Origin of the sequence: Desulfurispirillum indicum S5, assembly GCF_000177635.2 — a bacterium.
GTDB lineage: Bacteria > Chrysiogenota > Chrysiogenetes > Chrysiogenales > Chrysiogenaceae > Desulfurispirillum > Desulfurispirillum indicum.
The window spans coordinates 607820-630247 of record NC_014836.1; the positions used below are offsets into that span (position 1 = coordinate 607820).

Consider the following 22428-nt stretch of genomic DNA (forward strand, 5'->3'; position numbering starts at 1 on the left):
AGGGTCTCCTCGTGTTCAGCGCAGGTCACTGCGGGCGATAGCTTCCTGGGGGTCGAGGCGGGCGCTGCTCCAGGCGGGATAGAGGGCACAGGCAACACCGAGCGCTGTGGCAATGGCCAGGCCAGCGGCGCCACTGGTGAGAATCACGTGCCAGGTCAGATTCCAGGGAGGAACGATCAGTGTAGTTTTCAGCCATTCCAGTGCCCTGATGGCCACCAGTACACCCGAGACAGCTCCAATTGCCCAACCGGCCACCACTACCAGCAGTACCTCCCAGAGAACCATGGCAAAGGTATCCAGGCGCTGGCCACCCAGGGCGCGCATGACGCCGATTTCGCGCTTGCGTTCACGGGCCAGGGCCAGGAAGCGCCCCAGGAGCGCCAGGCCAGCCATAAGCACCAGGGCAACCCACAGCCACAGGAATATCTGTCCCATGGCCCGAGCCTGATTGCGCATCTCCGAGACCAGTTCACCGGAGGTCACTGCCCGAATGTTGAGCCCGAGTTCGCTGATAGTTTCGACGACCATGGATGGCGGGAGTCCGGGATCTGCCTGAATAAGTACTACGGATATGAGCTCATCGGGCTGCTGCTCATGCCACAGGCTTGTGAAGGCTGGGCTTTCAGCAGCCAGCCGGCGAGCGGTGGCGATGTTCATGAAAACGGTCTCATCCATGCCGGTACCCGTGGGCTCCAGCTGCCCGGCCACCTCGAATATGCCATCAAGAATGATGGCCCGGTTGCCGAAAAAAGGGCGCACGACGCCACCGATGACGATTTCGTGGTCAGCCAGCTCGGCCAGTTCCCTGCCCTGCAACCATGGCGCGATGACGAAATCCGTCTCTGGATCATAGCCAATGAGGCGACGTGCCTCGCGCAGATCACAGCAGCTTTCGTCCAGCGACTGGGTGAAAAACTGGGGGGTCGCCTGACGCACTCCCGGCAGACTGGCGAGAGTGTCCAGGATGTCCCTGTCCATGTACATATTGACGGGCTCAGCCGTAAAAAGTGCCTGGTGTGGATTGACCCCGACAGCTCGGGGCAGCACGATAATATCGGCGCCCATGCGCTGTGAAGAGAGATCCACGCTCTGTTGCAGCAGGCTGAAGACCATGTGGGCGACGGTAAAGGTGGCAATGGCCACACCGACGATGATGATGGTTATCAGCGACTGGGAAAATCGCCGCGTCACATTTCGCCAGGCCAGGAGCAGCATATCAGATGCTCCGACGGCAGCGATACCACAGCAGCAGACCCGTGGCGATGGTCAGCGCGCCCTCTGCTACCAACCACTTCTGAGTGTCACGGCAGGGCATGCTGTGGTGCATGCAGACGCCGATAATGGACGATTGGGGAACCAGGATGATGGCAATGCCGATGGCGCTGACGATAAGGCCCAGCGCGGCCACCAGTTTTGTCGTTTTACGGTACAGGATAATCAACAGACCGGTTACCATCAGCAGAGCGCCCAGCAGCATCTCTGCTTTGGCGGCATAAGCACAGCGCATGGGGCGCAGGGCTCCGCTCTTCATCTCCACCAGATCTGTGCAGACGGGTATCAGGACTTCTGGAGTGAGAATAACCAACAGGCCCAGAATCAGTGGAACGAAAACAAGGATGCGCGTCAAAATGCTGCCTTGTGGTTGCATGGAGTTTCCTCTCTTTTTACGGGGTATGGTACGCAAGTCCTACGGGTCCGCCCTGAACCTCTATGGTATGGCGAACGGCGCGCAGCTCTATGTCGAAAACCTGCACGTTTTCGGAGTCCATGTTGGATACGGCTACCAGGGTGGATGAGCCGACGGGAACCACCGCAAAGGGGTACTTGCCGGTAGGCATGCGGATCACTTCCTGGTAGGTTTCCAGGTCAAAGGAAATCAGCTCCTCCTTGTCGTGCAGGACAACGTGGAGGTATGGATCGGCGACACTCATATAGGCCGCCATTTCCCCTGTCGGGATGGTACCGGTGTTGGTTCCCTGGTTGAGGTCGTGGATATAGATTTCGTCGGCATTATCCTCACTGCCGTGTCCGCCGCTGAAGAGCAGGTTGCGGGACGGGTGCAGGGCCATGCCAGCGGATTTTGGCACGGCAGCGAAACGCTGGACGATTTCGCCATCAGCGGGATTAATCACAACCAGCAGCGCGTCGTCGTGGTTGAGCACGGCCAGGTGTCCGTTCTGCAGAAGCTCAATATTATAGGGTGCTTTTCCGGTTACCAGGTGACCGACGGCCTGGTGGGTCTGGGTGTCCACAACGGTGATGCCGTCGCCGCGGGTATTGGAAACATAAGCTTTTCCGGAGCTCTCATCCACGGTTACCATGGCCGGCACTCGACCGACGGGCAGGGTTGCGAGAATTTCCAGGGTGTCCAGGTCCAGAAACCACAGTTCATGGGCCAGAGCGCAGACGACCAGCAGCTGATTGTGTGTGCGGTCAATGGCCAGACCATAGGGTTTGCTGCCCACCCGTTGCTCTGAAACAACTTTCGCTGTGGTGAGGTCGATGACGGAGACCTTGTCCTCGTGCATGGCGGTGACATACAGGCGTTGCTCGGCTACCACCTGTCTGGTCTCAAGGGGAGGCCATGAAATTTCCTCACCGGAAGACGGTGACGGTTTCTGTTCACAGCCACTGATGAGCAGGGTGGCTGCCAGAAGCATCAGTATGAGCAGGAGAGCCGTGAAGCGTCTGTCCTGCATTTGTGCTTTGGACTGAAACATCGGGTTATTCGACCGTGAACTTCATCTTGATCCAGGGGTGGATCGTGCACATGGCATCATAGACGCCGGGTGTTTCAGGGGCGGTCCACAGTCGTCGTACCGTCTGTCCACCGTACACCATGATTTCTGGAATGGCGGCACCAGCTGAGAGGAAATTGTGCTCGCCCTCTTCGTCAATATTGGTGATGACGAAGAGGATCTTTTCCCCACTTTGCACTGTGACATGGTCAGGCTCAATATCCTGGGGGGTGAAGATCAGTTCGACAACGCGGGCATCCTCGGCTCCCGGTGGTACGGGTTCATCTTTGATAAAAGCGGGTTCCTGGGTCTGTGTTGAAGAGGTGTTGCTGTCGCTGCATGCGACGAGAGTGAAAAGTAAGGCTGCGCTCAGCAGTACGGTAATGATCCTTCCCATGTGATCCTCCTAGTGAGTGATAATGATAGTTATTGTCACTAGCTCCTCGAGGTTGCAAGGGAAAAATTTCACTTTCAGAGGTTATCCTGCTGGATGCCTGCGTAAAAACAATGGTATCAAGCCGTGGGGAGCTTAGTCGCCATTTTCCATGGCGAGCACGACGTCTTCATCTAGCAAAAGAGTGCAGTCATCATAGGGAAGAAGGTCATTGAAGCGGATGATGCTGTTCAGGCGCTTGCCGTATTCCGCGCCCAGCTGGGAATAGCGGTGCAGGTAGCGGGTCAGCTCCAGAGGGTCCTTGGTTGTGGTTCGCGCTTCGCGGAATTCGCGGTAGGCGCGATTGGTATTCAGGTTGTGGTAGTAGGCGCGCACGGAATCCTTGAGGGTTTCGAAGATGCGCACTTCGTAGGTGGCCCCTGCGGGTCGATCTGCGGGAACAATGCCGGTGCCGGGAACATAGGTCCAGTGGCCAAAAATGTTATTGGCTTCCAGGGCGAAGCGACTGGTTCCCCAGGCCGATTCAATGGCAGCCTGGGCAAAGACGAGGCTGGGAGGGATGATATCGGCTCGCTTGAGCAGACGTTCAATGCCATCTTCCGGGCTGAGTTGGAACTGTTCATAAAGCTCGTCGTCGACATTCCCCGCCAGGATTTCCTCCCGCAGCTCGAGGATATCGTAGTTGACCTTGAGGATGATGGGGAAGAGCATCTTGAAGAACGCGTCCTTTTTCTCCTGGATGACGTCCATGTCCTGCAGCTCTGGAGGAACGTCTCTGATGGCTACGGGGGGAACGATGCACTGATTCAGGTCGACCACTGCCAGCAGTGTTGAAAAGTCGACGATTTCCAGGGCCAGCGGGAGAGTTTCCTCTTCCAGAAGGCTCTCTTCCTGAAGGCGTTCACATGGTTGATGCGTGATGATGAAACCTGCGAGCAGGGTAACAAAGAGTATGGTGATGGCGGCTACGCTGAGCCAGGTAGCGCGTGATTCCGGTTTCATTCGCGGGGGCTCCTGTGGGGATGTAAGCTGGGCATGACAATGTCATGGCATTTTGCATTCTGTGTGCTCGTGCTTCAATATAGACGCTCTTCCGTCGAAAGACAAGGGCGGGGAGGGGCGTCATGGCAGAAGATCGGGCGGGAGCCGGATGGCCCATCAGCGCCTGGATCCAGGCGCTGATGGGTATTACCACCAGATCAGGGGTGTGATATCCAGGCGTCGGATATCCAGCGGCGAGTTATTGATGACGCGCAGTGTGCAGGCGAAGCGTCCGCTGTTGGGGCAGGGCAGCATGCCATGGAAGCGATAGAGGTTGCCATCTATGTGTTCGACACTGTTGAGCACCTGCGTCTGCCCCTGCTGGATGCTGCGACCGGTGTGCTCCATCCTGCCGTAGTAGGCTTCGACAATGACATCCTGGGGAGTCAGATTGCCCAGGTTGACTTCGGCCACCACCGGTGCCAGTTCTCCAACTCCCAGTTCAGTGCCCTGGCCGATGGTGACGCTGCGCACAGAGACGCTGCTCCAGTGAGCTCTGACACGGCTGTTCCATGTGGCCACGTGGCGGGCGTGGGCAAAATTTTCAAACTCAAACTGATTCCAGTTAATACTGGCGTTCAGGTAATATCTGGTGGTGTAGTTTTCCACCATGTTATTGGTGTTGAATACCGGCAACAGATTGACCATGGCCTCTTTGACCATCTGGAGCCACTTGCGCGGGATACCATCGGCGGAGCGGGTGTAGAAGGCTGGCAGCACTTCGTTTTCCAGCAGTGAATAGATGGAATTGCTTTCCACCTCGTCCTGAAAACTCAGGTCGTCGTAGGTTTCGCGTCCGCCGATACTCCAGCCCAGCTCCGGGTCGTACCCCTCTTCCCACCATCCATCGAGAATACTCATGTTGAGTCCGGCGTTGGGTGTCACCTTCATGCCCGAGGTGCCACAGGCTTCAAGGGGGCGACGGGGATTATTGAGCCACAGGTCAACACCCTGAACCAGCTTGCGGCCAAGGCTGATATCATAGTCTTCCAGAAAGACGATTTTATGGCGGAATTCCGGCAGTCCGACGGTGTGGATTATCTCCTTGATGATGCGCTTGCCGCCCTCGTCGCGGGGGTGGGCCTTGCCGGCAAAGATAAACTGCACTGGCCGGCTTTCGTCAGCCAGTATGCTGCGCAGCCGATCCAGGTCATTGAAGAGCAGGTTGCCACGCTTGTAGGTGGCGAAGCGGCGGGCAAAACCGATAGTCAGGGCTTTAGGGTCGAGCACCTCATCGGCCAGGGCCATTTCGCTTTTTGAGGCACCGCGGCGCTGCAGGGATTCCTTGAGTCGCTTGCGCACAAAGGTTATCAGGCGACGGCGCAGCCCCTCCCTGGCGTGCCACAGTTCAGGATCCGGAATGCTGCGGACTTTTTTCCAGATTTCCTTGTCATAGGGGTCATCCACCCAGCGTTCGCCCAAGTAGCGCTCCAGCAGGTCTTTCATATCGCGGGAGAGCCAGGAGAGCACGTGTACACCGTTGGTGATGTGTTCTATGGGGGTTTCCTGTTCGGGCACGGTGGGCCAGATGTTTTTCCACATCTGGCGTGAGACGCTGCCGTGCAGCTGACTGACGCCGTTTTTGAAGCCGGCCATGCGGATGGCTATCACAGTCATGCAGAACAGTTCGCTCTTGTTGTCGGGGTTCTCCCGTCCAAGCCCCAGGAAGCTTTCTGCGTCTATGCCGAGCTCCTTGATGTATTTCCCAAGATACTTCATGACCTGCTCGGCAGTGAAGCGATCATTGCCGGCTGGAACCGGTGTGTGGGTGGTGAAGATATTGGTGGCATATACGGCTTCAAAAGCGGCGTCAAAGCCAAGGCTCTGTTCGTGCATCAGGTAGCGGATGCGTTCCAGGGGCATGAAGCCGCTGTGGCCTTCGTTCATATGGCAGACGGTGGGATTGATGCCTATGGATTTCAGGGCACGAATACCCCCGATGCCCAGCAGGACTTCCTGCTTAAGACGCATCTCTTCGTCGCCACCATAGAGCTGTTTGGTGATCTCACGCCCTTCCGGGGCGTTTTCATCCAGGCAGGCATCCAGGAGGTAGAGGGTGATGCGGCCGACGGCGACCTGCCAGATCTGAAAAAAGACGCGTCCAAAGGGATAGTCGATGTAGGGTTTGATGGGGGACCCGCTTTTGTCGCGTACCAGGCTGATGGGCATGTTGTGAAAGTCATTTTCCGGATAGCGCTCGTGCTGCCATCCGTCGGCGTTGAGGGATTGCCGGAAATAGCCGTGGCGATAGAGCAGCCCCACTCCCACCAGGGGGATCCCCAGTTCACTGGCTGACTTCAGGTGGTCGCCGGAGAGGATGCCCAGGCCGCCAGAGTAAATGGGCAGGGATTCATGGATGCCATACTCCAGGGAGAAGTAGGCGATGGTAAAATTCTGCCAGTCCCGCGACAGGCGTGAGTACCAGGTCTCCAGGGTCATATAGTGCTGGAATTCGCGGTAGACGCTGTTCATGTGGTTGAGGAAACCCTCATCCTCGGCCAGTTCTTCCAGCCGCTCCCAGCTCAGGGCGCCAATGAGGCGGATGGGGTTGTGCTCAATGGAGGGGTTGTTCCAGAGATCCTGATCTATGCGGTAGAAGAGCTCTATGGCATCGGTCTGCCAGCTCCACCACATGTTCTGGGATATTTCCTGCAAGGGTTTGAGGGGTTCAGGCAGTTTTGGCACAACGGTGTAATAAGAAAAGTTTTTCATCCCGTAACCTCATCCCGCTTTTTTTCGAGTTCTGCCCGCAGCTTTTCCATGGCAGCTCGGGCTGCCTTCTGCTCGGCACTTTTTTTTGAAGTTCCTTCACCATGGCCGTAAACCTGGTCGTGCAAATAGAGGCTGACCGCAAAGTGTTTCTGGTGGTCGGGGCCCCACTCCCGTTCTACCCGGTATTCCGGTGCCAGTGACAGCGAGCCCTGGCTGAGTTCCTGCAACTCGGTTTTGTAGTCGCGGTGGCGATTACTGAAGACGGTTGACTCAATCTCCTCTGACATGAGTTCCAGTATGATGTTGCGAGCGGCATTAAGACCGCCGTCCAGGTAAATCGCCGCAACAACAGCCTCCATGGCATCAGCGAGAATGCTGGCCTTGTTCCGTCCGCCGGTGTTCTCTTCTCCTTTGCCGATGAAGAGATAGCGCCCCAGCTGAATCTTTTCACGGGCAACGCGGGAGAGGGTCTTTTCGTTGACGATAAAGGAGCGGATCTTGCTGAGCTTTCCTTCGCTTTGGGCGGGGAAGCTCTCAAGCAGATAGTGGCTGATAATAAGGCCGAGAACCGAGTCGCCCAGGAATTCCAGGCGCTCGTTGTTCTCGGCCGATTTTCGATTGCTATGAAAGAAGGAGCGGTGGGTGAGGGCGGTATGCAGCAATTCCTTGCGCATAAAAACATAACCCAGCCGTTCCTCCAGGGGGGCGATACGTTCCTGGCTGCAGCAGTGGTCGTTCATCAGCCTGTGTATTTGGCAAAGAGCAGTGAGGCGTTGGTACCACCAAAACCAAAGGAGTTGCTGATGGTGCAGTTTACTTCACCCCGCACCGCCTGGTGAGGGATGTAGTCGAGGTCGCACTCGTCGCCGGGATTATCACAGTTGATAGTAGGAGGCATGATGCCGGTTTCCAGAACCTTGCAGCATACGACGGCTTCAAAGCCCCCGGCTGCTCCAAGCATGTGCCCCACCATGGATTTGGTTGAGCTGACTTTCAGCTTTGAGGCGTAGGTGCCAAAGGTGCTCTTGATGGCCTTGGTTTCGTTGAGGTCATTGTAAAAGGTGCTGGTGCCGTGGGCGTTGATGTAATCGACCTGCTCGGGCTTCATGCCGGCATCGTCGAGTACCATCTGCATGCAGCGTGCTGCGCCTTCGCCTTCTGGGGCCGGGCTGGTCATATGGTAGGCGTCACAGGTCATGCCATAGCCGAGCACTTCAGCGTAAATCCGTGCTCCACGTGCCTTGGCGCGCTCCAGTTCCTCGAGTACGAGGACACCGGCCCCTTCGGCCATGACAAAGCCGTCGCGATCGCGGTCAAAGGGGCGGGAGGCTTTCTGGGGCTCATCGTTGCGGGTTGACAGCGCTGTCATGGAAGCAAAGCCGCCAATGCCCAGGGAGGTGATTGCGGCTTCTGTGCCACCGGCAAACATCAGGTCAGCGTCACCACGCTGAATGATTTTAAAGGCGTCGCCGATGGAATGAGTTCCGGTGGCGCATGCCGTCACGTTACAGGCGTTGGGGCCTTTGGCGTTCAGGAGAATGGCCGCCTGTCCCGATGCCAGGTTGACGATGACCATGGGGATAAAAAAGGGCGTCAGGCGTTTGTAGCCCTTCTCCAGGGCGGTCGTGTGCCATTTCTCAATGGCGGGAAGACCTCCCATGCCTGAGCCGATGATGACGCCGCAGCGTACGGCGTCGGCCTCGGCAAGAGGATAGGTGATGCCGGCGTCTTTGGCTGCTTCAGCCGCTGAGGTCATGGCAAAATGAATAAAACGATCCATTTTCTTCTGGTCTTTTTTAGAGACAATGGCCTCGTCGATCTCGTAGTCTTTCACTTCACCGGCAATGCGTGCGGGAAATTCGCTGGCATCGAAGTGAGTGATGGGAGCGATACCGGATTTTCCGGCGATCAGCGACTCCCAGGACTGTGCAACGGTGTTCCCTACAGGGCTGACAGCTCCAAGTCCGGTGACAACAACTCTTCTTTTCATGTGCCTCTTCCTGTTCATTCTCTTGCGAGAGTCGGTTTTTCAGAGACTGCCCGTACAGAGTACCTGGAAGTTACGCAGAGAACGGGATCAGCTCCGTCAATTCCGCGTACTCCGCTTCAGCAGTGAAAAATGCTCACCGCAGGCGGTGAGCATTCAAGATCAGCCGTTGTTTTCGATGTAGCTGATGGCGTCCTGTACGGTGACAATTTTTTCGGCTTCGTCATCGGGAATCTCAAGGCCGAACTCTTCTTCCAGGGCCATGATCAGTTCCACGGTATCCAGGCTGTCGGCGCCCAGGTCATCAATGAAAGAGCTCTCGTTGTTTACCGTGTCGATTCCTACACCAAGTTGCTCTGCTACAATTTCTTTCACTTTTTGCTCAATGGACATAAAGACTCCTTTTGCATTGAAAACTCAATATCTGTCTGGTTTATTGTTCATCACCCAACTTCTCCCCTGCTTTAGGGGAAAGTTGATAGTGGTGTCAAGTAAAAAACCGCGAGTGGTTTGTCACCGGTGCAGGGGGGCTTCCGGGGGGAGTTGCGTCCCGATCTGCCTCGCTGACGGGGTGTTACATGTACATGCCGCCGTTGACGGCAATCACCTGTCCCGTGACATAGTCAGCCAGACCGGAGGCCAGGAAGACGACGGCTCCTGCGACATCCTCGGGTTTTCCAAAACTTCCCAGCGGGATGTGGCTGAGCATGGTCTGGCGGATGTCATCCTTGAGCTCGGCAGTCATATCCGATTCGATAAACCCGGGAGTGACGGCATTGACCAGGATATTCTTCCCGGAAAGTTCCTTGGCGATGGACTTGGTCATGCCGATGATGCCGGCCTTGCTGGCGACATAGTTGGCCTGGCCCGCATTGCCCATTTGCCCGACCACGCTGGAAATATTGATAATGCGGCCGCTGCTTTTTTTCATCATGGGGCGGGTAACCGCCTTGCACATCAGGAAGGTACTCTTGAGGTTGGTGTTGATGACGGCGTCAAAGTCCTCTTCCTTCATGCGCATGAGCAGACCGTCTTTGGTGATGCCAGCGTTGTTGACGAGGATGTCGATGGTGCCGAGCTCACGGATGGTTCTTTCCACCAGGGCGGCACACTCCTGAGCATCGGAGACATTGGCGCGGATCGCGATGGCACGACGTCCCAAGGCTTCGATTTCAGAGACGACTTCACGGGCCGGGCCCTCGCTGGAAGCGTAGTTCACTGCGATGTCAGCGCCATTTTTCGCCAGTTCCAGGGCAATGGCGCGGCCGATACCACGGGATGCTCCGGTGACAAGCGCCACTTTATTGTGCAGCAGCATAGAAGGCCTCCTCGATTTTCTTCAGATCCTCACAGGACTCCAGGTTGAGGATACGCGCTTCTTTGTTGATCTTGCGCATGATGCCCGAGAGCACCTTGCCGGAGCCCAGCTCCACAAAGGAGTGAATGCCGTCTCCCAGCAGAATTTCCATGCTCTCGTACCAGCGTACGGTGCCGGTCACCTGACGGGTAAGAGAGGTGGGGATATCCTCGGCGCGGTACATGTAGGCAGCATCCACGTTATTGATGATGGTGTACTGCAGGTCGTTGAAGGTAATGGACTCCATGTCCTTTTGCAGGCGGTCCTGGGCGGGCTGCATCAGGGAGCAGTGGAACGGAGCGCTGACGGGCAGCATGACCGCTTTCTTTGCTCCCATTTCCTTGCAGTAGGTGCACGCCAGCTCAACGGCCGAGGTATCGCCGGCGATGACGATCTGGCTTGGGAGGTTGTAATTCGCCACCATAACCACTTCCTGCTCCTTCTGGGCCGCGCGGCGACAGGCTTCGCGGATGGAGTCGATGTCCAGGTTCATAATGGCTGCCATGGCGCCCTTGCCCACGGGAACCGCTTCCTGCATGTATTTGCCGCGCAGGTGAACCAGCTTTACCGCGTCGGCAAAGTCGATACCTCCAGCGCAGCACAGGGCAGAGTATTCGCCCAGGGAGTGTCCGGCAGCGGTTTTCGGGGTCATTCCCAGTTCCCGGGTCAGGACCTGGTGCGCGATGACGCTGGTCACCAGCAGCGCGGGCTGGGTGATGCTGGTCAGGCGCAGCTCTTCTTCGGGACCGTTAAAGCAGATATTCATGAGGTCGAAGCCCAGTACATCGCCGGCCTGCTCGAAAAGGTGGCGGGCATAGTGGTACTGCTGGCAAAGATCCTTGCCCATTCCGACCACCTGTGAGCCCTGGCCGGGATAGAGAAAGGCAATATTTTTTTCCTGTAGCATGAGTGCTCCTCTTAAATGGTGACGATGGCGCTGCCCCATGTGAGCCCACCGCCGAAGGCAGTCAGGGCAATGGTGTCACCGGTTTGAATTTTTCCCTGCTCAAGGGCTTCAGCCCAGGCAATGGGAATGGTTGCCGCAGAATTGTTGCCGTAACGATCCACCGTCACCATCACGCGGTCCATGGAGAGTCCGAAGCGTTTGGCAACAGCTTCGATAATACGTATATTGGCCTGGTGCGGAATGACCAGGGAGATGTCCTTTTCATTGACGCCACTTGCTTCCAGCGCTTCCTGCAGGACGTCCGACATGTTTTTGACGGCGACTTTGAAGAGTTCGTTGCCGCGCATCTGAATAAAGCCGACGTCTCCGCCGCGGGAGCGCTCGGCGAAGGGGGTGTCCGAGTTGACGCGGGGCGTCATGAGCATGTCGCCGTAATTGCCATCGGAGTGAAGGATACAGCTTTGTACGCCGGGCTCCTGCGAGGGAACCAGTACGGCTGCGCCGGCACCATCACTGAAGAGTATGCAGGTGCCGCGGTCGGTCCAGTCTGTTATGGAGGAGAGGGTTTCGGCTCCAATCACCAGTACGCGCTGGTAGCCAGCGGCACGTATCATGGAGTCGGCAACTTTCATGGCGTAGATGAAACCGGTGCAGGCGGCCTGCAGGTCAAAGGCGGCAGCCCTGGTGGCCCCAAGCTTCCGCTGGACTTCGCAGGCGGTACTGGGCATGCAGAAGTGGTCGGGGGTAATGGTGGCCAGGATGATCAGATCGATATCTTCCGGTCTCAGCCCCGCATTATTCAGTGCTTTCCTGGCAGCTTCGCAAGCCAGATCGGAGGTCTTTTCGCCGGGTTCGGCCACATGGCGCTGGTGAATCCCGGTGCGCGTCCGTATCCATTCGTCATTGGTGTCCACCATGGCTTCCAGGTCCTGGTTACTCAGCACCCTGGACGGGACATGGTAGGCAATGGAGGCAACTTTACTGTAGAGCACCTTACACCTGTCCATTGTTCTCGATATGGTTGAGTTGAGCGAATGTTTTGGTGATGTCGTCGTATATGTGCTGGTTGACTCCGCGCTCAACGTAGATTCTGGCGGCGCGGAAGGCGTTTTTCAGTGCCTGGGGGCTGGAGCTGCCGTGACTGATGAAGACGGCTCCGTTAACGCCCAGAAGTGGTGCTCCACCGTACTCGGTGTAGTCGAGGCGTTTTTTCAGGCGCTTGAGGGCTTTGACGGAGAGCACCGCTCCCAGCTTGTTGAACCAGCCACGCCCCAATTCTTCCTTGAGCATGGTGGAGATCATGTAGGCGAGGCTTTCGCTGACCTTGAGGGCGATATTTCCGGTGAAACCATCGCAGGCGATGACATCCACAACGCCCTTGTAGACTTCCTTGCCCTCCACATTGCCCCTGAAGTCAATCAGGCTGCACTCGTTGAGCAGGCGGAAAGTCTGGCGGGTGATATCATTGCCCTTGCTGTCTTCTTCGCCGATGCTGAGAATACCCACCGTAGGGGCGGGTTTGTTGAGGACGTAGCGGGCATAGGAGTTGCCCATGAGGGCAAACTGCAGAATGTGTTCCGGACGGCAATCCACATTGGCGCCCACGTCAAGCATGATACTGGTACCGGAAAGGGTCGGCAGAAAGGTGGCGATGGCGGCTTTGGCGACACCGGGCATGGTTTTGAGGTAGAGCAGGGAACCACCCATCACGGCGCCGGTATTGCCGGCACTGATGAAGGCGTCCGCCTCTCCCTTTTTAACCAGTTCCAGTCCCACGCGGATGCTGGAGTCCTTTTTGCGCCGCAGGGCGATCCCCGGCGCTTCCTCCATGGTGATGTACTCACTGGCATGCACGATGCGCAGCCGCTCGCGGGGACAGTCAGGGTATCGCTGCAGCTCCTGCGCAATCACCTGTTCCGGTCCGACCAGACAGATTTCGATGTCCTGATACTCTTCCAGGGCCAGAACGGCGCCTTCAATGGGGTTCTGGGGGGCAAAGTCACCCCCCATGACGTCAATGACTATCCTATGCAACGACGACTCCAAGTGGAAAGGATGGATTGATCCTAGAGATCAACTTCAACCACTTGCTTTTCGTTGTAACTGCCGCAGGAAAGGCAGACCCGGTGGGGGCGCTTGGGTTCGCTGCAGTTAGAGCAAGTTACAGTCTGTACGGGGCTCAGAGCCTGGTGAGCGCGACGGCTCCCTCTTCTGGAACGGCTCGTTTTCTTCTTGGGCACTGCCATGGCAATACTTCTCCTTTGATGTACACGTATTTCGGTGTAAATGGTTGACAAGGTTACGCGTGTTTCCCTTCTTGTCAGGGAAAAACCGAGCGAATATATAGATACCCGCAATGCTTGTCAAGGGTTCGCTTTTCGTCCGCGCTCTTCTCGCAGGAAAAGAAGTGGAGTCGACGGCCCCCTGCATTGCTTTCTTGTGGGAAAACGGTGTATAAGGTGCCCTGTTTGTAATGGGCACAAATTCGTATACTACGTTAATATGAACGAAAATAAAACCGGTTTTTATTTATGTCATTCTTCATGAAGCATATTCCCCAGAAACTCAAAGCACTCCTGCTGGTTGCGGTCTGTCTGAACGCGGTCATTATTGTGCTGAGTCTTTATTCGGCCCACCGCACCATGGAAGCCTACCGGGCCAACCTCATGGAGTTCGGGCGGGCGGTTATCCACGCCTTTGAGAGTGGAAACCGTGTCCTGATGATGTTTTCTCCCATGCATGCCGGACAGGTGGAGGTCCTTCTGCAGGAGATCTCTCAGCAGGAGGCGGTTGCGAATGTGGTCATCTACGCTGGTGACGGTTCGCCACTGGTCTCCCTGAAGCCCGTTGATCACCAGTGGCTGGTGACGGACTTTGAGGGTGAGTTCGTGGTGGAGGCGGCAGACTTTTACTTTATCTACCGGAAGCTGCGTCTGACCGATGGTGGCCGCATTATGGGTGTCTGGAACCGCTTCCATCGCGAAGAAATGTTCCGCAAAGGCCTCTACATCATGCTGAGCATCGACAAAACCCCTATCAATGCCTTGCGCAACAAACACTACTTCGATGTTTCCCTGGTGATTTTTGTGCAGGTGTTGCTGGTGGTTATCTATGGCTTCCTGGTAAAGCTGATCAATATCCACGTGCAGCGGGAGGCGAAGCTCAAGCGCATGGAGCAGGAGGCGGAACTGGGGCGCTTCTCCAGCGTGCTGGCCCATGAGATCAAGAACCCCCTCAGCTCCATGGCCGGGCTGATCGGCTTTGCCCTGAAAAAGGAAAATGATCCCCATATCCGCGATATTCTGCAGCGCTCTCTGGACGAAACCAATCGCCTGAACACCATTGCCAATGATTTTCTGGCTTACGGTAAGGATATTCCCCTGGAAAAAGCTCCGGTGCAGTTGGGTGAACTGTGGCAGAAGGCGGCGGATCTGCTGGAGCATGAGATTACCCACAAGGAGATCGACCTGCGCATTACGGGGAGTGATTTTTCCATCCTGGCCGATCGTGAAAAACTGCTGCAGGCTTTTGTGAACTTCCTGCTGAACGCGGTGGAAGCCTCTCCCCATGGGCAGCCGGTGGAAATTCTCCTGGACAGCGCTGTTCGCAGTGTTCAGGTGAAAAATGCCGTTGAATCGTCGCTGCAGTGCCATGCCGATGACCTCTTCCGCCCCTTTTTCACCACCAAAACCAAGGGTTCCGGGCTGGGGCTGTCCATCAGCCGCAAGATTCTGGAGCTGCATGGTTTTCAGTGCCGCATTTTCGCCACGAACCCCTTTACAGTACATATCGACTTCCAGGTGAGCCCGTGAAAAAACAAAAGCGTATTCTGATTGTCGACGACGAAGCGAATCATCGTTTCATGCTGAAGGTCAATCTTTCGGACCATGGTTATGAGGATATCCTGGAGGCTGGCCATGGCCAGGAGGCCCTTGATCTGCTGCAGGAGTACAGCGCGGATCTGATCCTGCTGGATATGAAGATGGCGGTCATGGATGGTCTGACCTTTCTGGCGCAGCTGCGCAAGCGCGGCCTGCAGACACCAGTGATTGTCATCACCGCTTTTTCCACCGTCAAAGGCGCTGTAGAGGCCATGAAGCTGGGCGCCACAGACTTTCTGTCCAAGCCGGTGGATGTGGACGAGCTGAAGAAGCATATCGACGCGGCTCTGCAGCGTGATCCCAGCATGGTGGCTGCTCCAGTGAAGAAGAGCACCTATCACTTCCCCGGGGTCTACAGTGACAAGGGCCTGGGTGCGGTGATTGATCTGCTGGAAATGGTGGCTCCCACGGACGCGTCGGTGCTGATTCTGGGGGAGTCGGGCACCGGCAAGGAACTGGTGGCCCGCTCCATACACGACAATTCACCCCGTGCCGGGGCGCCTTTCATGGCGGTGAACTGTGCTGCCCTCAGTGAGAATCTGGTGGAGAGTGAGCTCTTCGGCCATGAGAAGGGTTCTTTTACCGGTGCCACTGGCCAGCAGAAGGGACGCTTTGAGGCGGCCCACGGCGGAACCCTCTTCCTCGACGAGGTTGGCGAACTGACGCCCGGGGCGCAGTCAAAACTGCTGCGGGCTATTCAGGAAAAAGTTATAGAGCGGGTCGGCTCCACCAGACCCATTCCCGTGGATGTGCGCATCCTGGCCGCCACCAACCGCAATCTGCAGGATATGGTGCACAGCGGGGATTTCCGGGAAGATCTCTACTTCCGCCTCAATGTCTTTCCGGTGGAGCTGCCTCCTCTGCGGGAGCGGCGCGAGGAGATTCCTCTGCTGGTCAAACACTTCCTGGCAAGTCACGCCAAACGTTTCAACAAGCTTATCAGTGGCTGTTCGGAAGGCTTCCTGAAGAAGATGCAGGCCTATGATTTTCCCGGCAATGTGCGTGAGCTGGAGAATCTGGTGGAACGGGCCATTATCCTGTGTCGTGGAGCGGTTCTGGAGGCAGAGCACCTTCCACCCATGACGGCCAGGCCAGGTGCTGCCACCGGCAACGGCAGCAGTATGAAAGACCAGCAGAAGCGCATGATCCAGGAAGCACTGGAAAAAGCTGACGGCAATAAGTCGGAAGCGGCGCGCGCCCTGGGCATTGCCCGCCGCACCCTGCACTACAAGATCAAAGAGTACGGGCTGGAGTGAGCACCCCGGCATCAGCTCACCTTTCCCGCACATCCGCCCATGGGGTTGATCATCCATCAAGCCACAGGAAGAACCTCGTGCATGGGTTCTGTATTTCCCTTGCCACCACCATTGCCGAGCCTTCCACCGTCCTGCCCCTGATCGTTCACCACTTCAGCTCAAGCCATATCCTGGTGGGACTCTTCGCTTCCCTTCTGCGGGGAGGCGCCGTTGTGGTGCAGATGTTCGCCGCGTTCTATTCCCAGAGTCTGCCGCGGGTGATGCCCTATCAGCGCATCGTTTATCTGGTTCGCTTTCTGAGCTGGTTCGGTATCGGTCTGGCCTTGTATATCTTCGGGGACGACTGGCCAGTGGCCAGTTTATGGGCGCTTGGCATCGGGCTTTTTCTCTTTTCCTTCTCCGCAGGGTTTGGCTCCATCTACTACCGCGAAATTCTCGGCAAGATCTTCAGCCACCGCTTTCTGGGGAAGACCATGGCCCAGCGCCAGTTTCTGGCCGCCTTTGGCGCGGTGCTCAGCGGTGCGGTGGCGGGCTGGGTGCTGCAGCACTTTGAGCCTCCGGCCAGCTATGCCTGGCTCTTCATGGTCAGCTCCGGTTTTCTGGTGGTGGCCTACCTCGTCTTCCTCACGGTTGATGAGCCGGTAAAGCGGAACGTGGCAGCCAGGGAAGACTCCTTTGGGCTCTTCCTGCGCCACTGCGCCGAGATATTGCGCGATGATCGCGCCCTGCGTCAGCAGATTGTGGTCATCACCCTTTCCTACTCCTACCTCCTGGCCATGCCCTTTATCATCCTGCAGGCCAACCAGACCATAGCGCTGAGTGGCTGGCTGATCGGCGGTTATGTTTCGGTGCAGATGATGGGAGCCATGGCGGGAAATGTGGTGTGGGGGCAACTGGCCTCCCGGGGACGCAACCGGGCGGTGGTGACCCTGTCCTTCAGCGTGATGATCGCCGCATTTTTGCTGGTGTGGAAGAGTCAGAGCGCCCTCAGTTACGGTTTCGTCTTTTTTCTGCTGGGAGCCGGAATGGATGGCATGCGGTTGGTGGCGAACAATCTGATTATTATCATTGCTCCGGAAGCCAAACGTCCGGTATATATCGCGCTGCAGTTCAATATCACGTCCCTTGGGCTGTTTTTTGCCATCCCCGGTGGACTGATCCTGAGCAATTTTGGCTATGACGTGCTATATTTATGCACGCTTGGAGCGCTTCTGACAGGGCTGCTGTGCGCGCGGCGCCTGCAGGATCACCGCTGACGCGGATGTCGGCGCTCATGCGAAACACAGTTACCTGGAGAAATATATGCGACTGCAGGAAAAAGTTCAGCGGATCAAGGTCGTGATTTTTGACGTGGATGGCGTGCTGTCCGACGGCAAAATTACCTATGATGTCCATGGGGTTGAGTACAAGAGCTTCAACGTCCGCGATGGCCATCGTATCAAGCTCCTGCAGCGGGCGGGCTACCGCACCGGTATTATCACCGGTCGCCAGAGTCCCATTGTCGGGCATCGCGCCCGGGAGCTGGAGATGACCATGGTGTACCAGGGCGCCATCGATAAGCTGGTGGTGTACGAGGAGCTGAAGAGCACCCACGGGCTGTGCGATGAGCAGATTGCCTACATGGGCGATGATATTATTGATATTCCCGTGCTGCGGCGGGTGGGCCTGTCGGCCTGTGTTCCCGAGGCGCCGGACGAAGTGCGCCGCGAGGTGGACATGATTACCAGGAATCGCGGTGGGGATGGCGCTGCTGCCGAATTTATCGAATTCATCCTGCGGGAGGCGGGCCACTGGCCGGGGCTGATGGAGCGCTATCAGCGATGAGGAAAGTCGCCTATGCCGTGAGCCTGCTCCTGTTTGCCTACCTGGCCTACACCTTTTATCAGTATGGTCGGGCGGTGCCGCAGATGGCCGAGGTGACTGGCAGGGCCGGTCTGGTCAGTACCAATGTGACCATCGACCGTCTGGATCCCGAGTCAGGAAAGCTTCTCTACTCCCTGAAGGCACAGCGCGCTGTCCACGGGCTGCAGGAAATTGCGCTGGAGGAGCTTGAGATGGCTTTTTTTGACTCCCAGCTCCAGGAGGTGCGAGCCCTCCAGGGCATCTACCGGCAGGGCGAAGAACTGGTACTGCTGCCCCGTGATTTTACGGCGACCACCGTTGATGGTTTTGTATTGCGGGGAAAAGATGCTATATATACGGTGCAGGAGCAAAGGCTTGTCTCCGAGAACCCTTTTGTCCTGACGGGCCAGGAGGGTTTCGAGCTTTCGGGAGATCGCATTGAGGTCTGGCGGGAGCCGGCCAGGATGCGTGCTGATGGCAATATCCGCGGAAAATGGAGTTTCGACCCATGAAATACACGATTTTGGCAGTTGTGGTAGCGCTTTGCTGGAATTTTGCCATGGCACAGTCCAACGGGGTCGTTTACACCATCGAGAGTAACCATCTGGAGATCAATGCCCATATCGGTGAGAGTCGCTTCTGGGGGAGTGTCGTCTTTGAGTCCCCCAGTTATGTTCTGCACGCCGATTCCCTGGTTGTGAGCGCCGTGCAAAACGCCGCTGGTCGACAGGAACTCCAGCGCCTGCACGCCTGGGATAACGTGGAGCTGTACTATGGGGACAAGCGGGGGTTTTCCGATACCCTCTACTACTACCACGATCGACAAACCATTGTGCTGGAAGGCAACGCGCGCCTGATTGACAGTCGCAGCTCCCTTGCCGCTCCCCGTATAACCATACACGAGCCGACTGGCGAGGCCTTTGTGGAAGGCGATGAAAGCGAGCGGGTGAAAGTGATATTTGAAGATGACCGTGCAGACTGATACCCGAGTTCTGGAAGCCCGCGGCCTGGTAAAACGCTACGGTAAACGTACCGTGGTGGACCAGGTGGATTTCCACGTCAACCAGGCTGAGGTGGTTGCCTTGCTGGGCCCCAATGGTGCCGGCAAGACGACCACCTTCTATATGACCGTTGGCCTGGTTCCGGCCGACGCCGGGTCGATATTCTTTGAAGGTCAGGATATTTCACCCCTGCCGGTGTACCGGCGCGGCCATCTGGGGCTGGCCTACCTGCCCCAGGAGCCCAGTGTCTTTCGCAAGCTCTCGGTGGAGGATAATATCTGGGCCCTGCTGGAGCTGCGTCGCGATATCAGCCTCTCCCGCAAACGCGAGATTCTGGAAGACCTGCTGCAGGAATTTCACATTACCCACATCCGCAAATCCATGGGTTACGTCCTCAGTGGCGGAGAGCGCCGCCGGGTGGAAATTGCCCGCGCTCTGGCCCAGAATCCGAAAATGGTCCTGCTGGATGAACCCTTTGCCGGCATTGATCCCATCGCGGTGGAGGAAATCCGTACCATTATCCGGCAGCTGCAGCAACGTGGAATTGCCACTCTGATCACTGACCACAATGTGCGCGAAACCCTGGGCACCTGTGATCGCGCCTATATTCTCTCCGACGGCAGGATTCTTGCGCAGGGCGATCCCACCACGATCACCAGTTCTCCCGCTGTGCGCCAGGCCTACCTGGGCGAAAACTACCGGGGCTGATGGTATGCGCACAGGGATGAGCCTGGGGCAGACCCAGACACTTCAGCAATCACTGGTGATGACACCGGCCCTGCAGCAGGCCATCAAACTGCTGCAGCTCTCACGCCTGGAGCTGGAGGAGCAGATTGAAACCGAGCTGCTGGAAAACCCGGTGCTGGAAGCCGAGCCCGCTGGCAGCACTGATGAATGGGACGAGGTGCCGGCCCAGGTCTCCGAAGGGGAAAAGGAGATCAATGATTTTGAGAACTACCTGAACAGTTACGGAGAGAATTTCTCTGAAGGGGCCTCCTATGAGATCCCCGATGATGAGTATGAAACACCCATAAAAAATCGCGAGTCATTCACGGCCATGCTGCTGGGGCAGCTGGGGCTGATGAAGATCGGTGAAGAGCAGCGTGGCGCCGCGTATATTCTGGTCAACAACCTGGATGAGGATGGCTATCTGCGGGTGCCCCTTGAAGAACTGGCCAGTGAACACTATCCCGTTGCACTCCTGGAGGAGGTGCTCGTCGAGGTGGTGCAGAATCTTGAACCCCTGGGAGTTGGCAGTCGTTCCATCAAGGAGTTTCTGCTGGTGCAGCTGGAGAACATGAGCCACCGGGAGCTGACCGCCCCCTACGATGTTGTACGGGGTATTATCGAGAAGTTCCTTGAGGAGATGGATAAAAAGGGCCTGAAGAAGATTACCCGCGTCCTGAAGTGCACGGAAGAAGAGGCCCTGGAGGCCATTGCCCTGATTCGTGACATGGAGCCGGTGCCAGCCCAGGGCTACGTGGATGACGAGAACAGTACGGTGATTCCCGATGTCTATTATGTCAAGGACAAGGATGGGCAGTTTCTGGTGCTCACCAATGACGACGGGCTGCCCCGCCTCAACGTGAACCACAGCTACATTCAGCTGGCAAAGTCAGCTCCCGACAAGGAGAGCTATGCTTATATAGAACGCAAGTATCAGGCGGCAAAGTGGTTTATCAAGAGCATTGAGCAGCGTCAGAAGACCATACTGCGGGTTGCCCAGAGTATTCTCAAATTCCAGGGCGAATTTTTTCACCGCGGGCCCATGTATCTCAAGGGCCTGAATCTGCGTGAAGTGGCCGATGATATCGGCGTGCACGAGTCCACCGTCAGTCGGGTCACTACCAGTAAATATGCCCATACCCCCTATGGAATTTATGAGTTGAAGTTCTTCTTCGGCAGCGGTATAAAGGGTGGTTCTCTCTCTGTCGATGTGTTGAAACACCGGCTGAGGGAGATTATCGAAGGGGAAAATCCGCAAAAGCCCTTGAGTGATGAAAAGCTTGTGAGTATGCTGGCGGCTGAGGGCTTTGATGTGGCCCGGCGTACCGTTGCCAAGTATCGGGCCGACCTGGGGATTCCCACGGCGTCCGCCCGCAAGAACAAGCTCTAGTCTGCGGTCTTGACCTGTTCCAGAAATTTACTATCCCGCATAGAATCGGAGGATCCCATGAACATTCAGATTACCGGCAAACAAATCGACCTGACAGAGCCCCTGAAGCAATACGCTGAGGAAAAAATCGGCAAACTCAGCCGTTATTTCGACACGGTTATGGATGCCCACATTGTCTTTTCGGTGAACAAGCACCGCCAGAAGGTGGAAGTGAATCTGCTGGTTAACGGTATCAATATCAGCGCCGAGAGCACCACCCAGGATATGTACGCTTCCATTGACACGGTAACCGACAAGATCGAACGCCAGGTCAAGCGCTACAAGAACAAGATTAAAAGCCATAAGCCACGCCAGCAGGCCAAGGACATGGTTGTCAATATGAATGTCTTCGCCGCCGAGAGCTTTGAGGAGCGTGAAGAGCAGGCTGGCGGCAGCGAGCCGAAAGTCATCAAGAGCAGCAGCTTCAAGGTCAAGCCCATGAGCGTTGACGAGGCAGTTATGCAGATGAACCTTATCAGCAATGAGTTTCTGGTATTCCGTAATGCCGACAGCGACCAGATCAACGTGATCTACCAGCGCAAGGACGGCAACTACGGTCTGGTTCAGCCTGAAGCCTGACGGTGAGCCACATCCCTTTTCTGCAGCAGGAGCACATCTGCACTGCTGTTGATGCGACCACCAGGGATGAGCTGCTGCGTGTGGCAGCTCAGAAGATAAACAGCGTCTGTGCCGATCTTTCCGCCCAGACGCTTTTCCAGGCCCTCTGGGAGCGCGAGGAGCTGGGCAGCACTGCCCTTGGCTCCCAGGTGGCCATTCCTCACTGCAAGATTGAGGGGCTTGACCAGATCCGTCTCTTCGTTTTCACCAGTGCCCGGGGAATCGACTTTGGCTCTCCCGATGGGCAACCCACGTCCCTTTTTTTTGTCATCCTCAGTCCTCCCCAGCGTGTCAGCGAGCACCTGCAGGTGCTCGCCCGTATTGCTCGTCTGACCAGAAGCGATGGCTTTGTCTCCGACGCCCTGGCTGCCTCAGATCCCGTCAGAATTCTGCAGTGCATCGAACAGTATTGGGAGCGTCTGGGCTGAACGACTCGCCTGGTTTTGTGGTCTGCCTGGAACGAAGGTGTTGACCACAGCTCCAATGTAAACTATTCTAAACTGCGTTTTATTCTGAAGGTTTCGTACACAAGCCCTGTC

The 22428-nt window shown here is 56.6% G+C and carries 24 protein-coding genes; 10 read left to right on the plus strand and 14 right to left on the minus strand.

Going from position 1 to position 22428, the window contains the following annotated elements; genetic code table 11:
* Positions 1 to 15: 15 nt before the first annotated feature.
* The 14 genes from SELIN_RS02890 to rpmF all read right to left on the minus strand — a co-directional run bounded on the left by SELIN_RS02890 (position 16) and on the right by rpmF (position 13382).
* Complete coding sequence (locus SELIN_RS02890; RefSeq protein WP_013505207.1) at positions 16 to 1215, minus strand: ABC transporter permease; 1200 nt, start codon at positions 1213 to 1215, stop codon at positions 16 to 18.
* Position 1216: 1 nt separating this feature from the next.
* A complete protein-coding gene (locus SELIN_RS02895; RefSeq protein ID WP_013505208.1) occupies positions 1217 to 1648 on the minus strand; it encodes a DUF4418 family protein in 432 nt (143 codons plus the stop codon).
* 16 nt (positions 1649 to 1664) lie between these two features.
* The gene (locus tag SELIN_RS02900) at positions 1665 to 2720 is read right to left on the minus strand and encodes a YncE family protein (RefSeq protein ID WP_013505209.1); all 1056 of its coding nucleotides are present in this window, start codon (positions 2718 to 2720) and stop codon (positions 1665 to 1667) included.
* A gap of 4 nt (positions 2721 to 2724) precedes the next feature.
* Complete coding sequence (locus SELIN_RS02905; protein ID WP_013505210.1) at positions 2725 to 3135, minus strand: cupredoxin domain-containing protein; 411 nt, start codon at positions 3133 to 3135, stop codon at positions 2725 to 2727.
* Between the two features lie 132 nt (positions 3136 to 3267).
* Positions 3268 to 4134 carry a glucosaminidase domain-containing protein gene (locus SELIN_RS02910; protein ID WP_013505211.1) on the minus strand — a complete coding sequence of 289 codons (867 nt, stop codon included), beginning with the start codon at positions 4132 to 4134 and terminating at the stop codon, positions 3268 to 3270.
* A gap of 186 nt (positions 4135 to 4320) precedes the next feature.
* Complete coding sequence (gene glgP / locus SELIN_RS02915; protein WP_013505212.1) at positions 4321 to 6885, minus strand: alpha-glucan family phosphorylase; 2565 nt, start codon at positions 6883 to 6885, stop codon at positions 4321 to 4323.
* Positions 6882 to 7625, minus strand: a complete 744-nt coding sequence (rnc, locus tag SELIN_RS02920; RefSeq protein ID WP_013505213.1) for a ribonuclease III — start codon at positions 7623 to 7625, stop codon at positions 6882 to 6884. Before rnc ends, glgP begins: the two co-directional genes overlap by 4 nt.
* Positions 7625 to 8875 (minus strand): beta-ketoacyl-ACP synthase II, encoded by a 1251-nt coding sequence (fabF, locus tag SELIN_RS02925; RefSeq protein WP_013505214.1) that lies wholly within the window; start codon positions 8873 to 8875, stop codon positions 7625 to 7627. Before fabF ends, rnc begins: the two co-directional genes overlap by 1 nt.
* 159 nt (positions 8876 to 9034) lie before the next feature.
* The gene (gene acpP, locus SELIN_RS02930; protein ID WP_013505215.1) at positions 9035 to 9265 is read right to left on the minus strand and encodes an acyl carrier protein; all 231 of its coding nucleotides are present in this window, start codon (positions 9263 to 9265) and stop codon (positions 9035 to 9037) included.
* A gap of 181 nt (positions 9266 to 9446) precedes the next feature.
* Positions 9447 to 10190 (minus strand): 3-oxoacyl-[acyl-carrier-protein] reductase, encoded by a 744-nt coding sequence (gene fabG, locus SELIN_RS02935; protein WP_013505216.1) that lies wholly within the window; start codon positions 10188 to 10190, stop codon positions 9447 to 9449.
* Complete coding sequence (gene fabD / locus SELIN_RS02940; protein WP_013505217.1) at positions 10174 to 11136, minus strand: ACP S-malonyltransferase; 963 nt, start codon at positions 11134 to 11136, stop codon at positions 10174 to 10176. The genes fabG and fabD overlap by 17 nt, the downstream gene beginning before the upstream one ends.
* An 11-nt stretch (positions 11137 to 11147) precedes the next feature.
* Positions 11148 to 12128, minus strand: coding sequence for a beta-ketoacyl-ACP synthase III (locus SELIN_RS02945; RefSeq protein ID WP_041725887.1), 981 nt, complete (start codon positions 12126 to 12128; stop codon positions 11148 to 11150).
* A gap of 1 nt (position 12129) precedes the next feature.
* Positions 12130 to 13170: a phosphate acyltransferase PlsX gene (gene plsX, locus SELIN_RS02950; RefSeq protein WP_013505219.1), complete on the minus strand. Its 1041-nt coding sequence runs from the start codon at positions 13168 to 13170 to the stop codon at positions 12130 to 12132.
* A gap of 32 nt (positions 13171 to 13202) precedes the next feature.
* Positions 13203 to 13382, minus strand: a complete 180-nt coding sequence (gene rpmF / locus SELIN_RS14465; RefSeq protein ID WP_013505220.1) for a 50S ribosomal protein L32 — start codon at positions 13380 to 13382, stop codon at positions 13203 to 13205.
* A 285-nt stretch (positions 13383 to 13667) separates the two neighbouring features.
* Here rpmF and SELIN_RS02955 point away from each other — a divergent pair, with 285 nt between their 5' ends.
* The 10 genes from SELIN_RS02955 to SELIN_RS13750 are packed head-to-tail and all read left to right on the plus strand — an operon-like array spanning position 13668 to position 22317.
* On the plus strand, positions 13668 to 14948 hold the full coding sequence (locus tag SELIN_RS02955; protein ID WP_013505221.1) for a histidine kinase dimerization/phospho-acceptor domain-containing protein: 1281 nt from the start codon (positions 13668 to 13670) through the stop codon (positions 14946 to 14948).
* Entirely contained in the window at positions 14945 to 16273 is a 1329-nt protein-coding gene (locus SELIN_RS02960) for a sigma-54-dependent transcriptional regulator (RefSeq protein WP_013505222.1), read from the plus strand. The genes SELIN_RS02955 and SELIN_RS02960 overlap by 4 nt, the downstream gene beginning before the upstream one ends.
* Positions 16270 to 17529, plus strand: coding sequence for an MFS transporter (locus SELIN_RS02965; RefSeq protein WP_013505223.1), 1260 nt, complete (start codon positions 16270 to 16272; stop codon positions 17527 to 17529). Before SELIN_RS02960 ends, SELIN_RS02965 begins: the two co-directional genes overlap by 4 nt.
* A 46-nt stretch (positions 17530 to 17575) precedes the next feature.
* Positions 17576 to 18097, plus strand: coding sequence for a KdsC family phosphatase (locus tag SELIN_RS02970; RefSeq protein ID WP_013505224.1), 522 nt, complete (start codon positions 17576 to 17578; stop codon positions 18095 to 18097).
* Entirely contained in the window at positions 18094 to 18627 is a 534-nt protein-coding gene (gene lptC / locus SELIN_RS02975) for an LPS export ABC transporter periplasmic protein LptC (RefSeq protein WP_013505225.1), read from the plus strand. The genes SELIN_RS02970 and lptC overlap by 4 nt, the downstream gene beginning before the upstream one ends.
* A complete protein-coding gene (locus SELIN_RS02980; protein ID WP_013505226.1) occupies positions 18624 to 19097 on the plus strand; it encodes an LptA/OstA family protein in 474 nt (157 codons plus the stop codon). The genes lptC and SELIN_RS02980 overlap by 4 nt, the downstream gene beginning before the upstream one ends.
* Positions 19081 to 19824 (plus strand): LPS export ABC transporter ATP-binding protein, encoded by a 744-nt coding sequence (gene lptB / locus SELIN_RS02985; RefSeq protein WP_013505227.1) that lies wholly within the window; start codon positions 19081 to 19083, stop codon positions 19822 to 19824. The genes SELIN_RS02980 and lptB overlap by 17 nt, the downstream gene beginning before the upstream one ends.
* A gap of 4 nt (positions 19825 to 19828) precedes the next feature.
* Positions 19829 to 21232: an RNA polymerase factor sigma-54 gene (gene rpoN, locus SELIN_RS02990; protein ID WP_013505228.1), complete on the plus strand. Its 1404-nt coding sequence runs from the start codon at positions 19829 to 19831 to the stop codon at positions 21230 to 21232.
* A gap of 57 nt (positions 21233 to 21289) precedes the next feature.
* The gene (hpf, locus tag SELIN_RS02995) at positions 21290 to 21850 is read left to right on the plus strand and encodes a ribosome hibernation-promoting factor, HPF/YfiA family (RefSeq protein WP_013505229.1); all 561 of its coding nucleotides are present in this window, start codon (positions 21290 to 21292) and stop codon (positions 21848 to 21850) included.
* Between the two features lie 2 nt (positions 21851 to 21852).
* Positions 21853 to 22317 carry a PTS sugar transporter subunit IIA gene (locus tag SELIN_RS13750; protein ID WP_013505230.1) on the plus strand — a complete coding sequence of 155 codons (465 nt, stop codon included), beginning with the start codon at positions 21853 to 21855 and terminating at the stop codon, positions 22315 to 22317.
* Positions 22318 to 22428 lie beyond the last annotated feature (111 nt).

What these genes read in the sequence shown, in the direction of transcription:
- SELIN_RS02890 (WP_013505207.1), bottom strand. Translation starts at nt 1,215, where the DNA reads ATGCTGCTCCTGGCCTGGCGAAATGTGACGCGGCGATTTTCCCAGTCG.
- SELIN_RS02895 (WP_013505208.1), bottom strand. Translation starts at nt 1,648, where the DNA reads ATGCAACCACAAGGCAGCATTTTGACGCGCATCCTTGTTTTCGTTCCA.
- SELIN_RS02900 (WP_013505209.1), bottom strand. Translation starts at nt 2,720, where the DNA reads ATGTTTCAGTCCAAAGCACAAATGCAGGACAGACGCTTCACGGCTCTC.
- SELIN_RS02905 (WP_013505210.1), bottom strand. Translation starts at nt 3,135, where the DNA reads ATGGGAAGGATCATTACCGTACTGCTGAGCGCAGCCTTACTTTTCACT.
- SELIN_RS02910 (WP_013505211.1), bottom strand. Translation starts at nt 4,134, where the DNA reads ATGAAACCGGAATCACGCGCTACCTGGCTCAGCGTAGCCGCCATCACC.
- glgP (WP_013505212.1), bottom strand. Translation starts at nt 6,885, where the DNA reads ATGAAAAACTTTTCTTATTACACCGTTGTGCCAAAACTGCCTGAACCC.
- rnc (WP_013505213.1), bottom strand. Translation starts at nt 7,625, where the DNA reads ATGAACGACCACTGCTGCAGCCAGGAACGTATCGCCCCCCTGGAGGAA.
- fabF (WP_013505214.1), bottom strand. Translation starts at nt 8,875, where the DNA reads ATGAAAAGAAGAGTTGTTGTCACCGGACTTGGAGCTGTCAGCCCTGTA.
- acpP (WP_013505215.1), bottom strand. Translation starts at nt 9,265, where the DNA reads ATGTCCATTGAGCAAAAAGTGAAAGAAATTGTAGCAGAGCAACTTGGT.
- fabG (WP_013505216.1), bottom strand. Translation starts at nt 10,190, where the DNA reads ATGCTGCTGCACAATAAAGTGGCGCTTGTCACCGGAGCATCCCGTGGT.
- fabD (WP_013505217.1), bottom strand. Translation starts at nt 11,136, where the DNA reads ATGCTACAGGAAAAAAATATTGCCTTTCTCTATCCCGGCCAGGGCTCA.
- rpmF (WP_013505220.1), bottom strand. Translation starts at nt 13,382, where the DNA reads ATGGCAGTGCCCAAGAAGAAAACGAGCCGTTCCAGAAGAGGGAGCCGT.
- SELIN_RS02955 (WP_013505221.1), top strand. Translation starts at nt 13,668, where the DNA reads ATGTCATTCTTCATGAAGCATATTCCCCAGAAACTCAAAGCACTCCTG.
- SELIN_RS02970 (WP_013505224.1), top strand. Translation starts at nt 17,576, where the DNA reads ATGCGACTGCAGGAAAAAGTTCAGCGGATCAAGGTCGTGATTTTTGAC.
- lptC (WP_013505225.1), top strand. Translation starts at nt 18,094, where the DNA reads ATGAGGAAAGTCGCCTATGCCGTGAGCCTGCTCCTGTTTGCCTACCTG.
- SELIN_RS02980 (WP_013505226.1), top strand. Translation starts at nt 18,624, where the DNA reads ATGAAATACACGATTTTGGCAGTTGTGGTAGCGCTTTGCTGGAATTTT.
- lptB (WP_013505227.1), top strand. Translation starts at nt 19,081, where the DNA reads ATGACCGTGCAGACTGATACCCGAGTTCTGGAAGCCCGCGGCCTGGTA.
- rpoN (WP_013505228.1), top strand. Translation starts at nt 19,829, where the DNA reads ATGCGCACAGGGATGAGCCTGGGGCAGACCCAGACACTTCAGCAATCA.
- hpf (WP_013505229.1), top strand. Translation starts at nt 21,290, where the DNA reads ATGAACATTCAGATTACCGGCAAACAAATCGACCTGACAGAGCCCCTG.